This window comes from Pseudoflavonifractor sp. An184 (genome assembly GCF_002160305.1).
GTDB classification, from domain to species: Bacteria; Bacillota; Clostridia; order Oscillospirales; family Oscillospiraceae; genus Lawsonibacter; species Lawsonibacter pullicola.
This window is the reverse complement of record NZ_NFKI01000003.1, coordinates 37,356-53,507: the sequence shown is the minus strand read 5'-3', so window position 1 is coordinate 53,507 and position 16,152 is coordinate 37,356. Positions and strand designations below refer to the sequence as shown.

Below are 16,152 nucleotides of genomic sequence, written 5' to 3'. Positions count from 1 at the left end.
TGAATTAAATAAACAATCCTTTCCCGCTGTCCGCCTTTAAACTCAAACCGGTATCCTCGGAATAGAGGTCCAGGTTGGAGAGGATGACCGAGCCGTCCTCCAGCCGCTCCAGATCTCCGGCCTGGTCCAGTGTGTTGAAGTGCTGCTCGTAAACGGAGACTCCGTACTGTCCCAGGCGGCGGTACAGGTCTCGGCTACGTTCTCCGCTCCGCAGGCGCTCGATCAGTTCGGCACCCTTTTCTTTTGGAATGTAAATGGTGACGGTGGGGCTGTCGATCAAATGAAACCGCTCGGACACCGTGCGGAAGGGAAACAGTTCAGACTGCATCAGAGGGAGAATGTGCTGCGCGTCCTGGGCTTCTGTTCCCTTCAAGTCCAGAAGATTTGAAAAATAGGTGTGGACGGCCTCCGGGGAGGTGATGTCCTCATAGCGGGCCATAGCCTCTCGGCCGGCTCCGATGGCAGTGGCAAAGAGGGGAGGTGTGTTCCCCTCGCCCCGGAATACGGTGACGATACTGTTTTCCAAAGGCCGTTTCCCCTCCCGGTTGCACCGTCCTGCGGCCTGGAGGATGGAATCCAGTCCGGCCTCCTCCCGGTAGACGGCGGGGAAATCCACATCCACGCCGGCCTCAATCAGGGAGGTGGACACCACCCGGCAGGGAAGCCTCTTATCCAGCCGGTAGCGGATCTCTTCCAACTGAGCCCGGCGGTGAGCGGGATACATGAGGGTGGAGAGATGGAAACATCCCTCGCCCTCCAGCCGCAGAAAGATCTCCTGGGCTGATTTTCGGGAGTTAACAACGCACAGGACCTGATCCTGCTCCTGAAGCTGCGCGGCAAGTTCCTCATAGGTTATCCGCCCCGCTTGCCGGAAGGTCACGCGCCGGAATACATCCCACCGGAATTGCTCCGGTGGGCAGAGCTCTGTGACCGGAAGCTCCGGAGCAAATTCCCGGAAAATGGGGACCAGTGCCGGCTGAGTGGCGGTGCACAGAACCGCGGAGGCCCGGTAGTGTTTGACCAATTGGGCAATGGCCCAGACGCAGGGGCGCAGGTAGGGGAGAGGCAGCATCTGTGCCTCGTCAAATACAATGACGCTTTGGGCGATATTGTGGAGTTTCCGGCACTGAGAGGGACGGCAGGAGAAGAGAGATTCAAAAAATTGCACCGCTGTGGTCACGATCACCGGCATGTCCCAGGTCTCGGTGGCACGAGCCAGGCGGGAGGATTCAGGAGTGGCTTCCTGATCCATGTCATAGAGTACGCCGGAGTGGTGCTCCAGAACACAGTCCTCCCCCAGGATCTCGCGGAATTTTTGAGCGGTCTGCTCAATGATGGAGGTGTAAGGGATCACATAGATTATACGAGAAAGTCCCTGGGCTTTGGCTTGGGCCAGAGCAAAGGCCAGAGAGGCCACGGTCTTGCCTCCGCCGGTAGGGACGGTCAGAGCAAAGAGGCCCGGTGTCTGCCGCTCTCCCTCCTGGATGCAACGCGCTAGAATGGAGCACCGCTGGGCATTCAGTTCCCCTTTGGGCGGAAACCATCCGGAGATGTAGTTCTGAAGCCGCGCCATCAAAGAATCCATGGATGTGCTGGGGCATACCGTGCCGGGGCGGCTGGCCATAAATTCCGCTGTATCGGAGTAGTCTGCGTCCACCAGACAAGAGAAGAGCATACGGGTGAAGAACATCCCCTCCAGCTGCGGCTCCAAAGTGTTTGGCAGAGGAGGAGCAGGCAGGGTGAGTTCGGACTGCCAGACGGTATACTCCGGCAGCCTGCCCTGAAGGGCACGGTTCATGCGGCCAAAAAAGGAACTGGAATCCGGAGCGTCCGTTTGACTTCCGCCATCAGGGAGACCGCTGTGATGTCCGGCTACTGCGAACGCCGCATAGGGCTGTCCCAAGCGAAAGCATTCAAAGGCCCCGGCGGTAGCGTGGTCTACCCTCGGGCCGTGTTGCAGAAGCCGATTTTGAAACTCATTGGAATACTTTCCTAAGTCGTGGGACAGGCCAGCCAGCTCTCCCTGGTCTGCGGCACAGAACGCACGCGCAGACGTGCTGCATCGCCAGGCAGTGGACTCCAGATGCTGAAGAACGGTCTGTTTTCTGCCATCTACCGTTATATGCGCCAGATACGATTCCATATGGATCAAAGCCCCCTCAAAAAAGTTGGTGAAAGGAAAGATTGATCTTCCTTTCACCAGTATACAGCATGATCCTAAAAATTCCAATGTATTTCAACCGGCGGATCACTCTCCCCAGGCCGGCGTTTCCACACTAGAATATAGTCAATGAGGGCCTCCACCATTTCACGGGTCAGGTGCTCCAGATTGGCGTAACGCTGGACCAGTTCCCGTCGGTTGTCCCCGGCGGCAATCCGGACGTCCAGTTCCTCCAGCCGCCGGTTAGTTTCCGCGATTTTTTCCTCGAGCAGCTCCTTTTCCTTGGAGAAGTCCTGGGAGAGACTGAGAAAATCCGCTTCGGACAGAATTCCCCGTACCTTATCCAGATAGAGCTCTCGCAGGCCCGTTTGAAACTCCTCCTGCTGTGTCTGATATTTGGAGCGCTGATCCAGCGTTTTCCGTTTCTGAGCCTGGAGAGAACCGGAAAAATTCAGGTTTCGTTCCAGCTCATCTTGATCCAAATACTGCGCGGAGAGCCGGTTCAGCTCCTGGACCACGATGCGTTCCAGCTTTTCCACGGAAATAAATGCGCCGGTACAGGCATCTTTTGAAACGCGCCGGTTGGAGCACTGGAGATAGTGCCGCCCGCGGTTTTTCGTGGAGCGCATGGTGTATCCGCAATTGGCGCAGCGCACCTTTTTGGCAAAGAGCCCAATCGAACCGCCTGTAAAGGGCTTTGACTTTTCTTGTATCAATGCTTGGACCCGTTCCCATAGCTCCTGGCCGATGATTGCCTCGTGAGTATGTTCGACCCGAATCCACTGATCTTTGGGACGGGGCTTGTTCTGTTTGCTTTTATAAGATACACTGCCATATCGCCCCTGGACCATGTTGCCGATGTAGATCTCATTGGTCAGCATGTGGGAGATGGCAGGATATTTCCACAGCGTTCCTGTTTTTCCAGGGGGAGATTGGTACCGCAATCCTTTCCGGCGCTTATACTCAGTGGGATTGGGGATCCCATCCTCATTCAGAATTCGGGCGATGGCCGTTTTTCCATATCCTTGTGAAAACAAGGTAAAGACCCGGCACACGACTGCGGCGGCCTCTGGGTCAATAATCAGATGGCCCTTCTGAGCCGGGTCCTTCTGATATCCATAGAGGACGAAAGCGCCAATATGAAAGCCCTGTTCCCGGCGATTGGTGAGGACGCTGCGAATATTGTCGGACATGTCCTCCAGATACCATTCGTTTACCAGACCATTGATCTGGCGGGATTTTTTGTTCCCCTTGTTGTCGGTGTCCGCGTTGTCCACAATGCTGACGAAACGGATTCCCCACAGCGGGAAAAGACCGTGTATGTATTTTTCTACCAGTTCCAGCTCACGGGTAAAGCGGGACTGAGTTTTGCAGAGGATGATATCAAATTTATGTGCCTGAGCATCCGCTAAGAGGCGGCGAAACTCCGGGCGGTTTCGGTCAGAACCTGTGTAGTCATCGTCGCTGTAAATGTGAAATACTTCCCAGCCCTGCTGCATGGCATATTGCAGGAGCATGGACTTTTGGTTTTGAATACTCACGCTGTCGTCCTCGGCGGAAGCCTTGTTCCGGTCCTCCTCAGATAGACGGCAGTAGATTGCGGCTTTGGACATGGTCAACGCTCCTATCAAAAATGCGGTCCCCCGAACTGTGTTTGTCGGGAGACCGCTTTTGCGGCCGTTACTGAAGTCCTGCTGCGATGGAATTGGAACGCTCCATCTGGTTGATCAGCTGGATCCAGATCTTAGTGTATCGCTCCGATGTCAGGGACGTCCCGGATTTCTGGAATACGCTTCGGCATGGTGGGGAGGGAAGTGGAAGTCGGTTCATAAAGGGCATGCTCCTTTCTAGATTTAGATCATGACCACTTTATGTTTGTTGTCTCCATAGTAGGACGGTATCTGATGGATGTTCTGTCTTAACCCTCAGTCCGCAGGGGGGGAGGATAGAATGCTGCGGAGGAGTGCGGGGTCCTGTTTGAAACTCGGAACTGTGCCGGAAGGCGAGGCTTTTTTGCCGGATAAAGCGATTCAGACCTGGGGGAGCGATCCATGACGATGCTGTTCGGCGATCCAAAATGCAAATGCGGTTCAGAAGGAGAAGGACTTGCAGGCGCTGGCCGAAACCGTGGCATGTCGAATAAAAATTCCCTGATTCCGCTCTAAAAAGTGGAATCAGGGAATTTGTTGTGGTTTATGGGACGTTGGCCATGCGCCATTGCACCGTCTGCCGCCAGGTCCTCCGTCAGATCGGCAATGGGGTCGCCGGTGGACTGGATGGAGCCGGCGGTCCAGGGGAAGCCGGAGGCGGCGGTGGGGTAGACCCCGGTGGTGTGGTCCACGAAGTAGGGGGCGAAAGCGGAATTATTCCGCACGTCCTCGTCGCTGAGATTTCTGGTGAGCTGGTGGACGATGGCCGCCACCATCTCCATGTGGCCCAGCTCCTCGGTGCCGATATCGGTGAGCAGCCCCTTGGCCTCGGTGAAGGGCATGGAGTAACGCTGTGACAGATAGCGCATGGAGGCCCCTAGCTCCCCGTCGGGCCCGCCGTACTGGCTGATGATGAAGGCGGCCAGTTTGGGGTTGGGTGTGGAAATTTTCACTGGGAACTGGAGTTTTTTCTCATAAATAAACATCTCATTTCACCTCATTCTGCCCATAATTCCAGGGCCACGGGTCCTGAAGCCAGCGGTAGGAGCTGCCGGCGGCGGCGCTGGTCTTGGTGATGGGGCCGAATTTGGCCTCGTAGGCGGCCTTGGCGCTCTGCTCCATGGCGGAGTACTGCTTAAAGAGCTCAAAGGCCTCGGTGTCGTCCGGGTGGGTGTCCAGGTAGGTGCCCAGCTCCAGCACCACAAACTCCAGGGCCTGGAGCTCCACCAGGGGGGTAGAGGGCAGGGTGCTCCCCTCCACCTTTAAATGAAAGGGCAGGTTCAGGCCGGGAAACAGGGTCCCGTTGCTGAGGGCGTCATTCTGGGAATATTGCTTGGAGCCGGTCTGCTGAAAGGGCACATAGGGGACCGCCAGCCCGGCGCAGGAGGGCATGGTGCCGTAGTTGTCCGGGCAGGAGGGCATCGGGCAGGAATTGCCGGTTTCGTTGTTCAAGACAGGATTCCTCCTTGGTTGGGATCGGAGAAGCCCAGGGGTTCCTCCAGTCCATTCTATGTTCCGTCCGTCCGGCCGGTCCCCGGCGGGGAGGAAGAGGGGGAGAGAGAGGAGACGGAATATGGGGAACTTGAGCGGAGAAACGGGGAAACCGATGGGAAAACCGGCGGAGAGGCGGAAAAATATTTTTCATATGCCGCCGCTGCGGGCCATAGTTTGAAGGGGGAGGTGGGGCCTTATGAAAAGGAGAGCGCTGTGGATGGCGGCGGGCATTCTGGTCCTGGGCGCGGTTCTGGGCGGCCTGGCCTGGCGCTGGGAGGGGCGGGCGTCCACCGCGGCGGCAATCCGTGACGCCTCCGGCGTGCGGTGGATCATAGACGCTGGCCACGGGGGAGAGGACGGGGGAGCGGTGTCCCCGGGCGGGGTGGTGGAGAGCCGGATCAACCTGGAGATCGCCCGGCGGGTGGACGGAATTTTTGGCTTCTGCGGAGAGCCCGCCCTCATGCTCCGCACCGAGGACATCTCCCTCCACGACCCGGAGGCGGTCTCCCTGCGGGAGAAGAAGGCGTCCGACCTGCATAACCGGGCCGGTACGGCGTCGTCATACCCGGAGGCCACCCTGTTGAGCGTCCACCAGAATATGTTCCAGCAGTCCCGGTACCGGGGGACCCAGGTCTTTTACGCCCCCACCCAGGGCTCTCAGGAGCTGGCCCAGGTCATCCAGGGGGTGGTCCGGGAGAGCCTCCAGCCGGACAACAGCCGGGAGAGCAAGCCCATCCCGGACACGGTGTACCTGATGAACCACATCCCCAACCGGGCGGTGCTGGTGGAGTGCGGCTTTCTCTCCAACCCGGGGGAGGAGGGACTGCTCCAGGACCCGAATTACCAGACGAAGCTGGCGGCGGCCATCGCGGCGGGGTGCCTGGTAGGAGGCTCCGCCTCCTCATAAGGCGGTTGTGGTCCAACGCCCTGTGTGATAGAATATTTGTACGAGTAATAGAAAAGGCGGGTGGAGCCCATGGAGGGAGCATTTGTCAACTTGACTCCGGAAAATCTGGAACGGGAGCACTTGTGCTGCATCATCCGCAGCAAAAAGCCCCACCCGGGGGTGGAGGCCAAGCGTCAGTGGCTCTCCGACCGCTTGAAGGAGGGACACGTGTTCCGAAAGCTGGACGCGAAGGCCACGGTGTTCATCGAGTACGCCCCCCTGGAGACGGCCTGGGTCCCGGTTCTGGGGGACAACTACCTCTACATCTACTGCCTGTGGGTGCTGGGCGGCGAGAAGGGGAAGGGGTACGGCCGGGCGCTGATGGAGTATTGTCTGGCTGACGCCCGGGCGAGAGGCAGGTCCGGGGTGTGCATGCTGGGGGCGGCCAAGCAGAAGGCCTGGCTCTCCGACCAGTCCTTCGCCCGGAAATTCGGATTTGAGACGGCGGACGCCACCGATTACGGGTATACCCTGCTGGCCCGGTCCCTTGACGGGACGGTCCCCCGGTTTGCGCCCCAGGTCAAGGAGCCAAGGGTGGAGGGGGAGGAGCTGACCATCTTCTATGACTTCCAGTGCCCCTATATCCTCCAGAGCGTGGAGCTGGCCCGGTCGTACTGCCAGGAGACCGGAACTCCGGTGACCTTCCATCCCGTGGACTCCCTGGAGAAGGCCAAGGCCCTGCCCTGCGTGTTTAACAACTGGGCGGTATTTTATAAGGGAAAGTTCGAGACGGTGAATCTCCTGGACCTGGCCGCGATGAAGCGGATTTTAAAGAAATAGGAAAAACAGAGGACGCCGGACTGCCCGCGGGCAGTCCGGCGTCCTCTTGAAAATAGGATAAAGTAAATTTGCTTTACGGGGTAACGGCCCACACCCGGGCGGGCAGGCCGGTGGCCCCCTTGATGTTGGGATAGGACACCAGGATCACCGCCCCGGCGGGGGCTACCTGGTCCAGGTTGCACAGCAGTTCCACCTGGAGTTTGCCGCTGGAGAGCACGTACCGCTCGCAGGCCAGGTCGCCCGCTTCGGCGGCCAGCTGGGAGGCGTCGGTATCGATGGTCTCATGGCCGTTGGCGGCGGCGGAGCGGATCTCGTAGATGTACTTCAGCGCCTCCATGGACCAGCCGGGGGTGTGCTCGCCCCCCTGGTTGTCGAAGTTGGACAGGGCGTCCATGCTGGGCCAGCGCTTGCCCCAGTCGGTGCGCAGAGCCACGAAGGCCCCGTCGGGGATGGGGCCGTACTTGGCCTCGTAGTCCAAAATGTCCTGGACGGTGACGGCGTAGTGTACGTCCTCCTTCACCTTCTCGCTCACGTCCACCACGCACAGGGGGTAGACCAGCTGCCGGGCCCCATAGGCCTCGGACAGCAGGCCGCCCTTGAGGAAGTGGCCGGGGAAGTCGATGTGGGTGCCGAACTGGCCGGGGAACTTGAAGGTCTGGATCAGGCAGTCCAGCATGGGGTTGCCCCAGTCGTACACCATTTTGGACAGCTCCACCGACCCGTCCGGGATACCCGACCAGTAGGGGCTGTCGTTGTCCAGGGGGTGGGAGAGCTCCACCCACTTGTACTCTCTCGCCTGTTCCAGTGCGGTCCAAAGTTCGTACATAATCGCTGCCTCCTCCGCCATGCAGTGCATGGAAATTTGATAGCTTATTGTACCACGGCAGGGGAGGACCTGTCCAGAAAAAGCGCCGGGCGGTCAGGGGACCGGAATGGTCTCCCCAAAGACGGTGACGGAGACCGCCTGCTCCGGGTCCGTGATCCGTTCCAGCTGGAACACGGCCTCAGCTTGGCCGGCGTCCGAGTTATAGGTGAGATCCAACAGCCGGGACATGGGCAGGGTGGAGCCGTCCGCCAGGGTGAGGAAGGTCTCCTCCATCAGGGAGGAGAGGCCCACGGGGCCCCACATGCGGCTGTCGTGCTCCTCCCCCTGGAGGGTGAGGGCGCAGCTGATGGGGGAGAGGTACAGCTGGGTCACCTCCATCTCGTCCTCTCCCACCAGGACGGCCTGCCGGACGGAAATCTCTGTGCCGCTGTCCTCCTCCGGCAGGTCCACGGTGCAGGTCCATGCCTCCTGGGAGAAGTCGATCTCCAAATTCTGCACCGTCTCCCGACCGGTCAGGCGCACCGGGGTGAGGACGGCGGTGCGGCCGGTGAAGGGCTCAGTCTCCGCCTTCAGATAGGAGGTGGGGGAGCGGTCCCACAGCAGCGTGATGTGGTTGTCGGCGGGGTCCTCATCCTCCAGCATCGTGGACCCATACCGAAAGCCCCCAATGCCATCCCGGTCCTCCAGCTCGGGCAGGAGGTCCGAATCCAGGTCGAGGAGGTATTCCGCCTGGTCCAGCGCCGTTCCCTCCGGGGCGGTCACCTCCACCAGAACGGTGAAGGAGTACCGGTCGGCCAGCGCCTGCCGTACGGATATGGTCCAGCCATTTTCATAGGTGTGGCTCTGATCCACCGCCACCACGCCTGCCCCCAGAAGCTCCGTATCCTGGGGCGTGCGCTGGAAAAAGGAGAGGAGCCGGGGGTCCAGGGCGGAAAACGCGGCGGCGGCGCAGGCCAGGGCCATGGCCGCGGCGGCGGTGAGGACAAACACGCTCTTTTTCCAGCGCCTGGACGGATTTTTCACCGCTTTCTCCGGCGCCTGGAGGCGGGCAAACATGGCCTCCTCCTGGTCCGGGGCGGGGGACATCTGTTCAAAAAGATGGTTGAGTTCACGAGGGTCCATAGCCTTCCGCCTCCAATCGCAGTTTCAGGGCCTTTCGGGCCCGGGACAGGTGGCTGCGGAGGGTGCCCGGCGACTCCCCCAGCAGCTGGGCGATCTCCCCGGTGGAGTAGCCCTGGTAATAATAAAGGTAGAGGATGAGCCGCTCCCGGGCGGGCAGGGCCGCCACCTGCTCCCACACGCCGGCCTCCTCCGGCGGCTGCCAGGTGAGGCGGTCCAGCTCCTCCGGGTCCGCCCGGCGGGTGCGCCACCAGTGCTTCAGCTGGTCCCGGCACTCGTTGCGGGCGGCGACGATGAGCCAGGCCTTCTCCCGCTCCGGGTCCTGGAGGGCGGGCCCGCGCTCCAGGCGCTTGCGGAAGACGGTCTGGGCGGCGTCCTCCGCGTCAGGGACATTTTTCAGCATCAGCAGACAGATCTGATAGACCATTTTGATGTGCCGCCGGTACAGCCCGGCCAGCTCCTCCGGGGCCAGGGCCGTGTGCTTCTCCATGGGACCGCCTCCTTGTTCTCGCTCTCTATTTATAACACGATTGTCCCGGGAATTGTGCGGCAGAGGGCGAAAAATTCTTTGCGCCCGGCCAAAGCGCGGGAAGCAAAAGGCCGGCGGAGGGGGCCGTATTGATGCTGTTCCACCAGAGAAGGACACGGAAAATTCACGAATTTTTCATTCTTGGACTGGGAATTCATGTTGCCATCCCGTCTGGAATATCGTATAATAACTAAGATAGACATGTTGTCTCCAAAGGGCTGGCTTCGGCCCGGCTGGGGAGTGGCCGTCAATCACAGCAGGAAGGAAGGGGTCGCGTTGTTGGAGACGTTGATGAGCTTTATTCAGGAGGAGATCCCGTTTGTCACCACCATCCGGATCTTCGATCTGATCGACATCGCCATCTTGTCCGTTGCCATCTACCAGCTGCTGTGGATCATGCGGAAGAGCAGCTCCGGCCGGGTCATCAAGGGCGTCCTGGTGCTGATCGTGGCCATCGCCGCGGCCGACTGGCTGCAGCTCACCGCCACCAGCTGGGTGCTGAACTGGGTGGTGGAGTGGGGCATCCTGGCCCTGGTCATCCTGTTTCAGCCGGAGATCCGCCGGGTGCTGGAGCGGCTGGGCAGCGGGAAGCTGTCCAGCATGTTCAGCAGCCAGCGCCCCGCCTCCCCCTACGACATGGAGACCGCCATCCGGGAGACGGTGGAGGCCTACACCTCCATGTCCAAGGACAAGGTGGGGGCCCTCATGGTCTTTGAGCGGAAAAATCTGCTGGACGACGTGATCAAGACCGGAACCCCCCTGGACTGTTCCGTGTCCAGCGAGCTGTTGAAGAATCTGTTTTGGAACAAGGCCCCCCTCCACGACGGCGCGGTCATCGTGCGGGAGGGGCGTATTGTGGGGGCGGGCTGTATGCTCCCCCTGTCCGGCAATGTGAATCTGAGCCGGGATCTGGGCATGCGCCACCGGGCGGGCATCGGCATGAGCGAGCACTCCGACGCGGTGGTGGTCATCGTCTCTGAGGAGACCGGCTCCATCTCCGCCGCCATGGGCGGCATGCTCAAGCGCCATCTGGCCCCGGAGACCCTGGAGCGCCTGCTGCGCAACGAACTGCTGCCCGAGGAGGCGGAGGAGGAGAAAAACCTGAATCTGAGCGGCCTTCTGTCCAATCTGATCAGCCGTGGAAAGAAGGAGGGGGAGGAATGATGGAGCGTCTGAAGGAAAGCCGCTGGCTCTATATCCTTGTCTCCGTCCTGATTGCGGTGGCCTTCTGGCTGTATATCCGGAATGTGCAGAACACCGCCAGCGACTATACCATTTATAATGTCCCGGTCCAGATCACCAACAGCCGGGTGCTCAACGAGCGGGGACTGACGGTGGCCAGCCTGTCCCAGGACACGGTCAATGTGACGGTGAACGCCCCCTGGAGCGTCCAGCGGAACCTGAACCGGAACAACATTGTGGCCACGGTGGATGTGTCCACCATCACGGAGGCGGGCTCCTATGAGCTGGCCTGCACGCCCCGGCTGCCCACCAACGTGGACACCACGGACGCCTACTTCCCCGCCAACCAGGAGACCCAGACCATCACCGTCACAGTGGACACCCTGACCACCGAGACCATGAACGTGGAGGTCCGGCTGGAGGGCAATGTGGCCGACGGCTATCAGGCCGGGACGCCGGTGGCCGACCCTGAGACGGTGACCGTCAGCGGCACGCCGGACGCGGTGGCCCGGGTCCGCCGGGTGGTGGCCGTGCTCCAGGCGGAGAATCTGGACCAGTCCTTTGCCGGCAGCCTGCCCCTGGTCATGCTGGACGCCGACGGCAACGAGATCACCGACACCAATGTGACCCTCAGCCAGGACACCGCCTACGTCACCATGACGGTGGGCGTGGTCAAGGAGGTGGACCTGACGGTCAACCTCATCCCCGGCGGCGGCGCCTCGGCGGACAACGGGACCGTCACGGTGAACATCCAGCCCAAGACCATCACGGTGGTGGGCACCCAGGAGGAGCTGTCCGCCCTCACCGAGATCTCCCTGGGCAGCATCGACCTGTCCCAGGTGATCGGCACCTCCACCATCACCATGCCCATTGAGCTCTCGCCCACCCTGGAGAATGCGGACGGGGTGACCGAGGCCCAGGTGACCGTCACCGTCAGCGGGCTGGAGACCCGGTCCTTTGACGTGACCAATATTTCTGTTATCAACGTGCCCGACCCCTACGGGGCGGATCTGGTGACCACCACCCGGACGGTGGTGGTCCGGGGGAGCGCCAGCGTGCTGGACCAGATTGACGCCAGCCAGCTGCGCATCGTGGCGGACCTGTCCGACGTGGCGGGCACCGGCATCCGGTCCGTCCCGGCCCAGGTCTACCTGGACGCCAGCGACGAGGTGGGGGTCATCGGCACCTATACCATCAGCGTAAACATTACCCAGTAACATCGGAGGCGTTTCATTTCTATGGTACAAAGCGCAATCGTAAAAAAGCAGATCAAAGAGGGCGTGGTGGAGGTCTCCCTCCTGCGGCAGGTGGAGTGCGGCCTGAGCTGCGGCGGAAACTGCGCCGGCTGCATGCAGAAGCCCCAGGGAGAGCTGCTGGCCCTGGCCAGCGACCCCATCGGCACCAAGCCGGGGGAGCGGGTGGAGGTGGAGCCCTCCGCCGGCCACTCCATCGGCCTGTCCGCCCTGGTGTTCGGCGTGCCCTGTATTTTCCTGGCTCTGGGCTACCTGGCGGGGATGGCCCTGGGACTGGGCGAGGGTGCCTCGGTGGGGACTGCGGCCGTGGGCCTGCTGGTGGGTTTTCTGCCCGCCGTGTGGGTCAACCGCTGGATCACCCGCAGCCAGAAGCCGGAGTTTGTCATCCTGCGCCACCAGGCGTAAGGCGGTGGATGCGTGTTCGGCTATGTCCGGCCTGTCCGGGAGGAACTGAAATGCCGGGACTTTGACCTGTACAAAGCCACCTACTGCGGCCTGTGCGGCGCCATGCGCCGGCGGTACGGGTGGCTGGCCCCCATGTTCCTCAACTACGACTTCACCTTTCTGGCCCTCCTGCTCTCTGAGCCGGAGGAGCGCTTTGCCCCCTGCCGGGGGCGGTGCCACGCCAACCCCCTGCTGAAAAAGCCCATGTGCCAGCCGTCGGAGGCCCTGGACGCGGCGGCGGACGAGAGCGTGGTGCTCACTTGGTGGCAGCTCCGGGACAAGGCCCGGGACAGCGGCCTCTGGAAGGGGATTCCCGCCCGGACGCTGGCCCTCCTGCTGAAGCCGGCCTACCGGAAGGCGGCCCGCCGCCGTCCGGAGTTCGACCGCTGTGTGCGGGAGAGCCTGGAGAAGCTCTCCACCCTGGAGGCGGAGGGGTGCTCCTCCATGGACCGGGCGGCGGACACCTTCGCGGTGCTCCTCCAGGGGGCGGCCCCGGCCTCCGGGGAGGCGGCCCGGGACCGGGCGCTTCAGCAGCTGCTCTACCACCTGGGGAGGTGGATCTACCTCATCGACGCCCAGGACGACCTGGAGGAGGACCGGGCCTCGGGGAACTACAACGCCGTGGCCGCCCGCTTCGGACCGGAGGGGGACGGCGAGGCCATGAGGCGGACTCTGGACCACTCGCTGAACCTGATGGGTTCGGCGGCCCAGCTGGCGGACTTCGGATGCCGCTGGCCGGTGATTGAGAATATTCTGTATCTGGGCCTCCCGCTGGTGCAGCAGGCTGTGTTCGACGGGAGCTGGAAGCAGATCCAAAAACAAAAGATATGGAGACACAACACATGAGAGATCCGTACAGCGTTCTGGGCGTCAAGCCCGACGCCAGCGACCAGGAGATCAAGAAGGCCTACCGGGAGCTGGCCCGCAAATATCACCCCGACAACTACGTGGACAACCCCCTGGCCGACCTGGCCGAGGAGAAGATGAAAGAGGTCAACGAGGCCTACGAGGCCATCCAGAAGCAGCGCAGCGGCGGCGGAGGGGGCGGTTACAGCCAGTCCTCCTCGTCCTCCTCGGGCGGCTACCAATATGGCTATCAGCAGCAGTCCTACGGCGGGACCAACAACCCCACCTTCAACCGGGTGCGCAACCTCATCAACATGGGGGACCTGAACTCCGCCGAGCGCCTGCTTCAGGAGGTGCCCCAGAAGAGCGGCGAGTGGTACTTCCTCATGGGCAGCATCGCCTACCGCCGGGGCTGGCTGGACGAGGCCATGCAGAACTACAATCTGGCCGTCCAGATGGAGCCGGGCAACCCGGAGTACCGCCAGGCCCTGAACATGATGCAGCGGGGCGGCCAGGCCTACCGCCCCTATGGAAACAGCGGCGGAATGGACTCCCTGGACTGCTGTACCACCATGCTGTGCCTGAACTGTCTGTGCGGAGGCTGCAACTGAGATGAAAGTGACAAAGACTTGGCAGGTGGCCCTGGGCGGCGTGCTGGCCGCGGGCAGTCTGGCCGTGCTGTGGCTGGCCTGCGTAGTCCCCTCGGGACAGCTGGGGGTGACTGCGGTGGCGGGCCTGTTCCCGGTGGGGGCCGTTCTGGCCGCCGGACGGGGCGCGGGCCTGCTGTGCTGGGCGGCGGCCTCCATTCTGGGGCTGCTGCTCCTGCCGGACAAGGGGGTGGCTCTGATGTACCTGGTGTTTCTGGGCCTGTACCCGGTGGTCAAGAGCCGCCTGGAGCAGCTGAAGAGCCGCACTGCGGAGTGGGCCGGGAAGCTGGTCTATTTCAACGCGGCCCTGACCCTGCTGTGGTTTGCCTTCCGGGAGCTGTTTCTGCCCGCCCTCCCGGAGTGGATGAGCGCCCAGGCGTGGGTCCTCTATTTGGCGGGCAACGTGATCTTTATTTTGTATGACATCGCTCTGTCCCGGCTGATCGGTGGGCTCAACGCCCGGCTGCGGCCCAAGGGGATGTAGAATGTGAACATGAGGGAGTGACCTGATTTGGTCAAAAGTATGACAGGGTACGGCCGGGCGGAGGATACCGTCGCAGGGTGTACCATTACGGTGGAGCTGCGGTCGGTGAACAACCGGTATCTGGACTGCAATGTGCGCATGCCCCGGCTCTACCTGTTCGCGGAGGAGGCCATCAAGTCCCGGGTGCAGAACACCATCTCCCGGGGCAAGGTGGATGTGTTTGTGACCCTGGACAACACAGGGGCCGAGCAGGTGAAGGTGTCGGTGAACCGCCCGGTGGCCGACGGCTATTTTGCCGCGCTGAAGGAGCTGGCGGGGACCTATGAGCTGCCCCAGGACATCTCGGTGTCCCTGCTGTCCCGGTTCCCCGACGTGCTGCTGGCGGAAAAGACGGAGGAGGACCTGGAGGGGCGGGCGGCGGCCATCTGCGCCGTGCTGGACCGGGCCCTGGCCGACTTCGACCAGATGCGCACCCGGGAGGGGGCGCGGCTGGAGGCGGACGTGCTCTCCCGGGCCCAGACCATCGAGACGCTGGTGGGCCAGGTGGAGGAGCGCTCTCCCCAGACCGTGTCCGAGTACCGCGCCAAGCTGGAGGCCCGGATGCAGGAGGTCCTCTCCAACACCCAGATCGACCCCGCCCGCATCCTCACCGAGGCGGCCATCTTTGCCGACAAGGTGGCGGTGGACGAGGAGACCGTCCGCCTGCGCAGCCACATCGAGCAGCTGCGGGGAATGCTCTCCAAGGGAGGGGCCGTGGGCCGGAAGCTGGACTTCCTGATCCAGGAGTTCAACCGGGAGGCCAACACCATCGGCTCCAAGTGCAGCGACCTGGAGATCGCCCGCCACGTGGTGGACATCAAGGCGGAGATCGAGAAGATCCGGGAGCAGGTGCAGAATATTGAGTAAGGGGGCGGCGGATTGAAGCTCATCAACATTGGATTTGGAAATATGATCTCCGCCGGGCGGCTCATCGCCATCGTCAGCCCGGACTCCGCCCCCATCAAGCGGATGGTCCAGGAGGCCCGGGAGCGGGGCGTGCTCATTGACGCCAGCTACGGGCGGCGGACGAGGGCGGTGCTGGTGATGGACAACGACCACCTGGTGCTCTCCGCCCTCCAGCCGGAGACGGTGGCCAACCGCCTGGAGGATGAGAAGGACACGGGAGAGGAGGAAGACGAATGACGCGAAAGAAAGAGCGGGGACAGCTGATCGTCCTCTCCGGCCCCTCCGGGGTGGGAAAGAGCACGGTGATCGCCGAGCTGCTGGGTCAGCGGGACAACATCTATTTCTCGGTGTCCTACACCACCCGGCAGCCCCGGGTGGGGGAGCAGAACGGCGTAAACTACAACTTTGTCTCCCGGGAGGAGTTTGAGCGGATGATCGCCGCCGACGAGCTTTTGGAGTTTGCGGAGTATGTCCATAATTACTACGGCACCTCCCTGAAGCTCATCCAGGAGAAGCTGGCGGCGGGGATCGATGTGCTGCTGGACATTGAGGTCCAGGGAGCGGCCAAGGTGCGGGAGCGCTGCCCCGACGCCCTGTTTATCTTTATCATCCCACCGTCCTTTGAGGAGCTCTCCCGCCGGCTCCACCGGCGGAACACGGACAGCGAGGACGTGATCGCCGGCCGCCTGGAGAAGGCCCGGCAGGAGTTCCGGGAGATCCCCAAGTACGACTACCTGGTCATCAACGACAAGGTGTCCAACGCGGTGGAGGAGATCGCCGCCATTCTCACTGCGGCGGAGTGCCGCGTGCCCAATCGGAGCCATATGCTGGCTCAATTTGCGTGATT

General features: G+C 61.9%; 17 protein-coding genes and 1 pseudogene. 11 read left to right on the top strand and 7 right to left on the bottom strand.

Annotated elements, in window-relative coordinates; all coding sequences use genetic code 11:
* Positions 1–4: 4 nt before the first annotated feature.
* The 4 genes and pseudogenes from B5F19_RS02040 to B5F19_RS02025 form a co-directional block, all read right to left on the bottom strand.
* Complete coding sequence (locus B5F19_RS02040; protein ID WP_087287302.1) at positions 5–2,143, bottom strand: CRISPR-associated helicase/endonuclease Cas3; 2,139 nt, start codon at positions 2,141–2,143, stop codon at positions 5–7.
* Positions 2,144–2,217: 74 nt separating this feature from the next.
* On the bottom strand, positions 2,218–3,774 hold the full coding sequence (locus B5F19_RS02035; protein ID WP_087287299.1) for a recombinase family protein: 1,557 nt from the start codon (positions 3,772–3,774) through the stop codon (positions 2,218–2,220).
* A 611-nt stretch (positions 3,775–4,385) separates the two neighbouring features.
* A pseudogene (locus tag B5F19_RS02030) lies at positions 4,386–4,796 on the bottom strand (manganese catalase family protein); the annotation flags it as partial.
* Position 4,797: 1 nt separating this feature from the next.
* Positions 4,798–5,262, bottom strand: a complete 465-nt coding sequence (locus tag B5F19_RS02025) for a spore coat protein CotJB (protein WP_242972667.1) — start codon at positions 5,260–5,262, stop codon at positions 4,798–4,800.
* Positions 5,263–5,500: 238 nt separating this feature from the next.
* On the opposite strand from B5F19_RS02025, the gene B5F19_RS02020 reads away from it, so the two are divergent.
* On the top strand, positions 5,501–6,211 hold the full coding sequence (locus B5F19_RS02020; RefSeq protein ID WP_087287293.1) for an N-acetylmuramoyl-L-alanine amidase: 711 nt from the start codon (positions 5,501–5,503) through the stop codon (positions 6,209–6,211).
* Between the two features lie 69 nt (positions 6,212–6,280).
* Positions 6,281–7,030 carry an N-acetyltransferase gene (locus B5F19_RS02015; RefSeq protein ID WP_087287290.1) on the top strand — a complete coding sequence of 250 codons (750 nt, stop codon included), beginning with the start codon at positions 6,281–6,283 and terminating at the stop codon, positions 7,028–7,030.
* 73 nt (positions 7,031–7,103) lie between these two features.
* On the opposite strand, the gene B5F19_RS02010 is transcribed toward B5F19_RS02015, so the two are convergent.
* The 3 genes from B5F19_RS02010 to B5F19_RS02000 form a co-directional block, all read right to left on the bottom strand.
* Complete coding sequence (locus tag B5F19_RS02010; RefSeq protein WP_087287287.1) at positions 7,104–7,856, bottom strand: cyclase family protein; 753 nt, start codon at positions 7,854–7,856, stop codon at positions 7,104–7,106.
* A gap of 93 nt (positions 7,857–7,949) precedes the next feature.
* Entirely contained in the window at positions 7,950–8,978 is a 1,029-nt protein-coding gene (locus tag B5F19_RS02005) for a hypothetical protein (RefSeq protein ID WP_087287285.1), read from the bottom strand.
* Positions 8,965–9,465 carry a sigma-70 family RNA polymerase sigma factor gene (locus tag B5F19_RS02000; RefSeq protein WP_087287283.1) on the bottom strand — a complete coding sequence of 167 codons (501 nt, stop codon included), beginning with the start codon at positions 9,463–9,465 and terminating at the stop codon, positions 8,965–8,967. Before B5F19_RS02000 ends, B5F19_RS02005 begins: the two co-directional genes overlap by 14 nt.
* Before the next feature lie 330 nt (positions 9,466–9,795).
* Between B5F19_RS02000 and cdaA the strand changes: the two genes are divergently transcribed.
* Genes cdaA through gmk form a run of 9 tightly spaced genes read left to right on the top strand, consistent with a single transcriptional unit; the run spans position 9,796 to position 16,150 of the window.
* Complete coding sequence (cdaA, locus tag B5F19_RS01995) at positions 9,796–10,668, top strand: diadenylate cyclase CdaA (RefSeq protein ID WP_087287281.1); 873 nt, start codon at positions 9,796–9,798, stop codon at positions 10,666–10,668.
* Positions 10,665–11,903: a CdaR family protein gene (locus B5F19_RS01990; RefSeq protein ID WP_087287278.1), complete on the top strand. Its 1,239-nt coding sequence runs from the start codon at positions 10,665–10,667 to the stop codon at positions 11,901–11,903. The genes cdaA and B5F19_RS01990 overlap by 4 nt, the downstream gene beginning before the upstream one ends.
* A gap of 21 nt (positions 11,904–11,924) precedes the next feature.
* Complete coding sequence (locus B5F19_RS01985; protein ID WP_087287275.1) at positions 11,925–12,344, top strand: SoxR reducing system RseC family protein; 420 nt, start codon at positions 11,925–11,927, stop codon at positions 12,342–12,344.
* Between the two features lie 12 nt (positions 12,345–12,356).
* Positions 12,357–13,229, top strand: a complete 873-nt coding sequence (locus tag B5F19_RS01980; protein ID WP_087287273.1) for a DUF5685 family protein — start codon at positions 12,357–12,359, stop codon at positions 13,227–13,229.
* Positions 13,226–13,840: a DnaJ domain-containing protein gene (locus B5F19_RS01975; protein ID WP_087287270.1), complete on the top strand. Its 615-nt coding sequence runs from the start codon at positions 13,226–13,228 to the stop codon at positions 13,838–13,840. Before B5F19_RS01980 ends, B5F19_RS01975 begins: the two co-directional genes overlap by 4 nt.
* Before the next feature lies 1 nt (position 13,841).
* Entirely contained in the window at positions 13,842–14,360 is a 519-nt protein-coding gene (locus tag B5F19_RS01970) for a hypothetical protein (protein ID WP_087287266.1), read from the top strand.
* Positions 14,361–14,387: 27 nt separating this feature from the next.
* On the top strand, positions 14,388–15,266 hold the full coding sequence (locus B5F19_RS01965) for a YicC/YloC family endoribonuclease (RefSeq protein ID WP_087287264.1): 879 nt from the start codon (positions 14,388–14,390) through the stop codon (positions 15,264–15,266).
* A gap of 12 nt (positions 15,267–15,278) precedes the next feature.
* The gene (locus B5F19_RS01960) at positions 15,279–15,542 is read left to right on the top strand and encodes a DUF370 domain-containing protein (protein WP_087287262.1); all 264 of its coding nucleotides are present in this window, start codon (positions 15,279–15,281) and stop codon (positions 15,540–15,542) included.
* Positions 15,539–16,150: a guanylate kinase gene (gmk, locus tag B5F19_RS01955; RefSeq protein ID WP_087287258.1), complete on the top strand. Its 612-nt coding sequence runs from the start codon at positions 15,539–15,541 to the stop codon at positions 16,148–16,150. The genes B5F19_RS01960 and gmk overlap by 4 nt, the downstream gene beginning before the upstream one ends.
* Positions 16,151–16,152 lie beyond the last annotated feature (2 nt).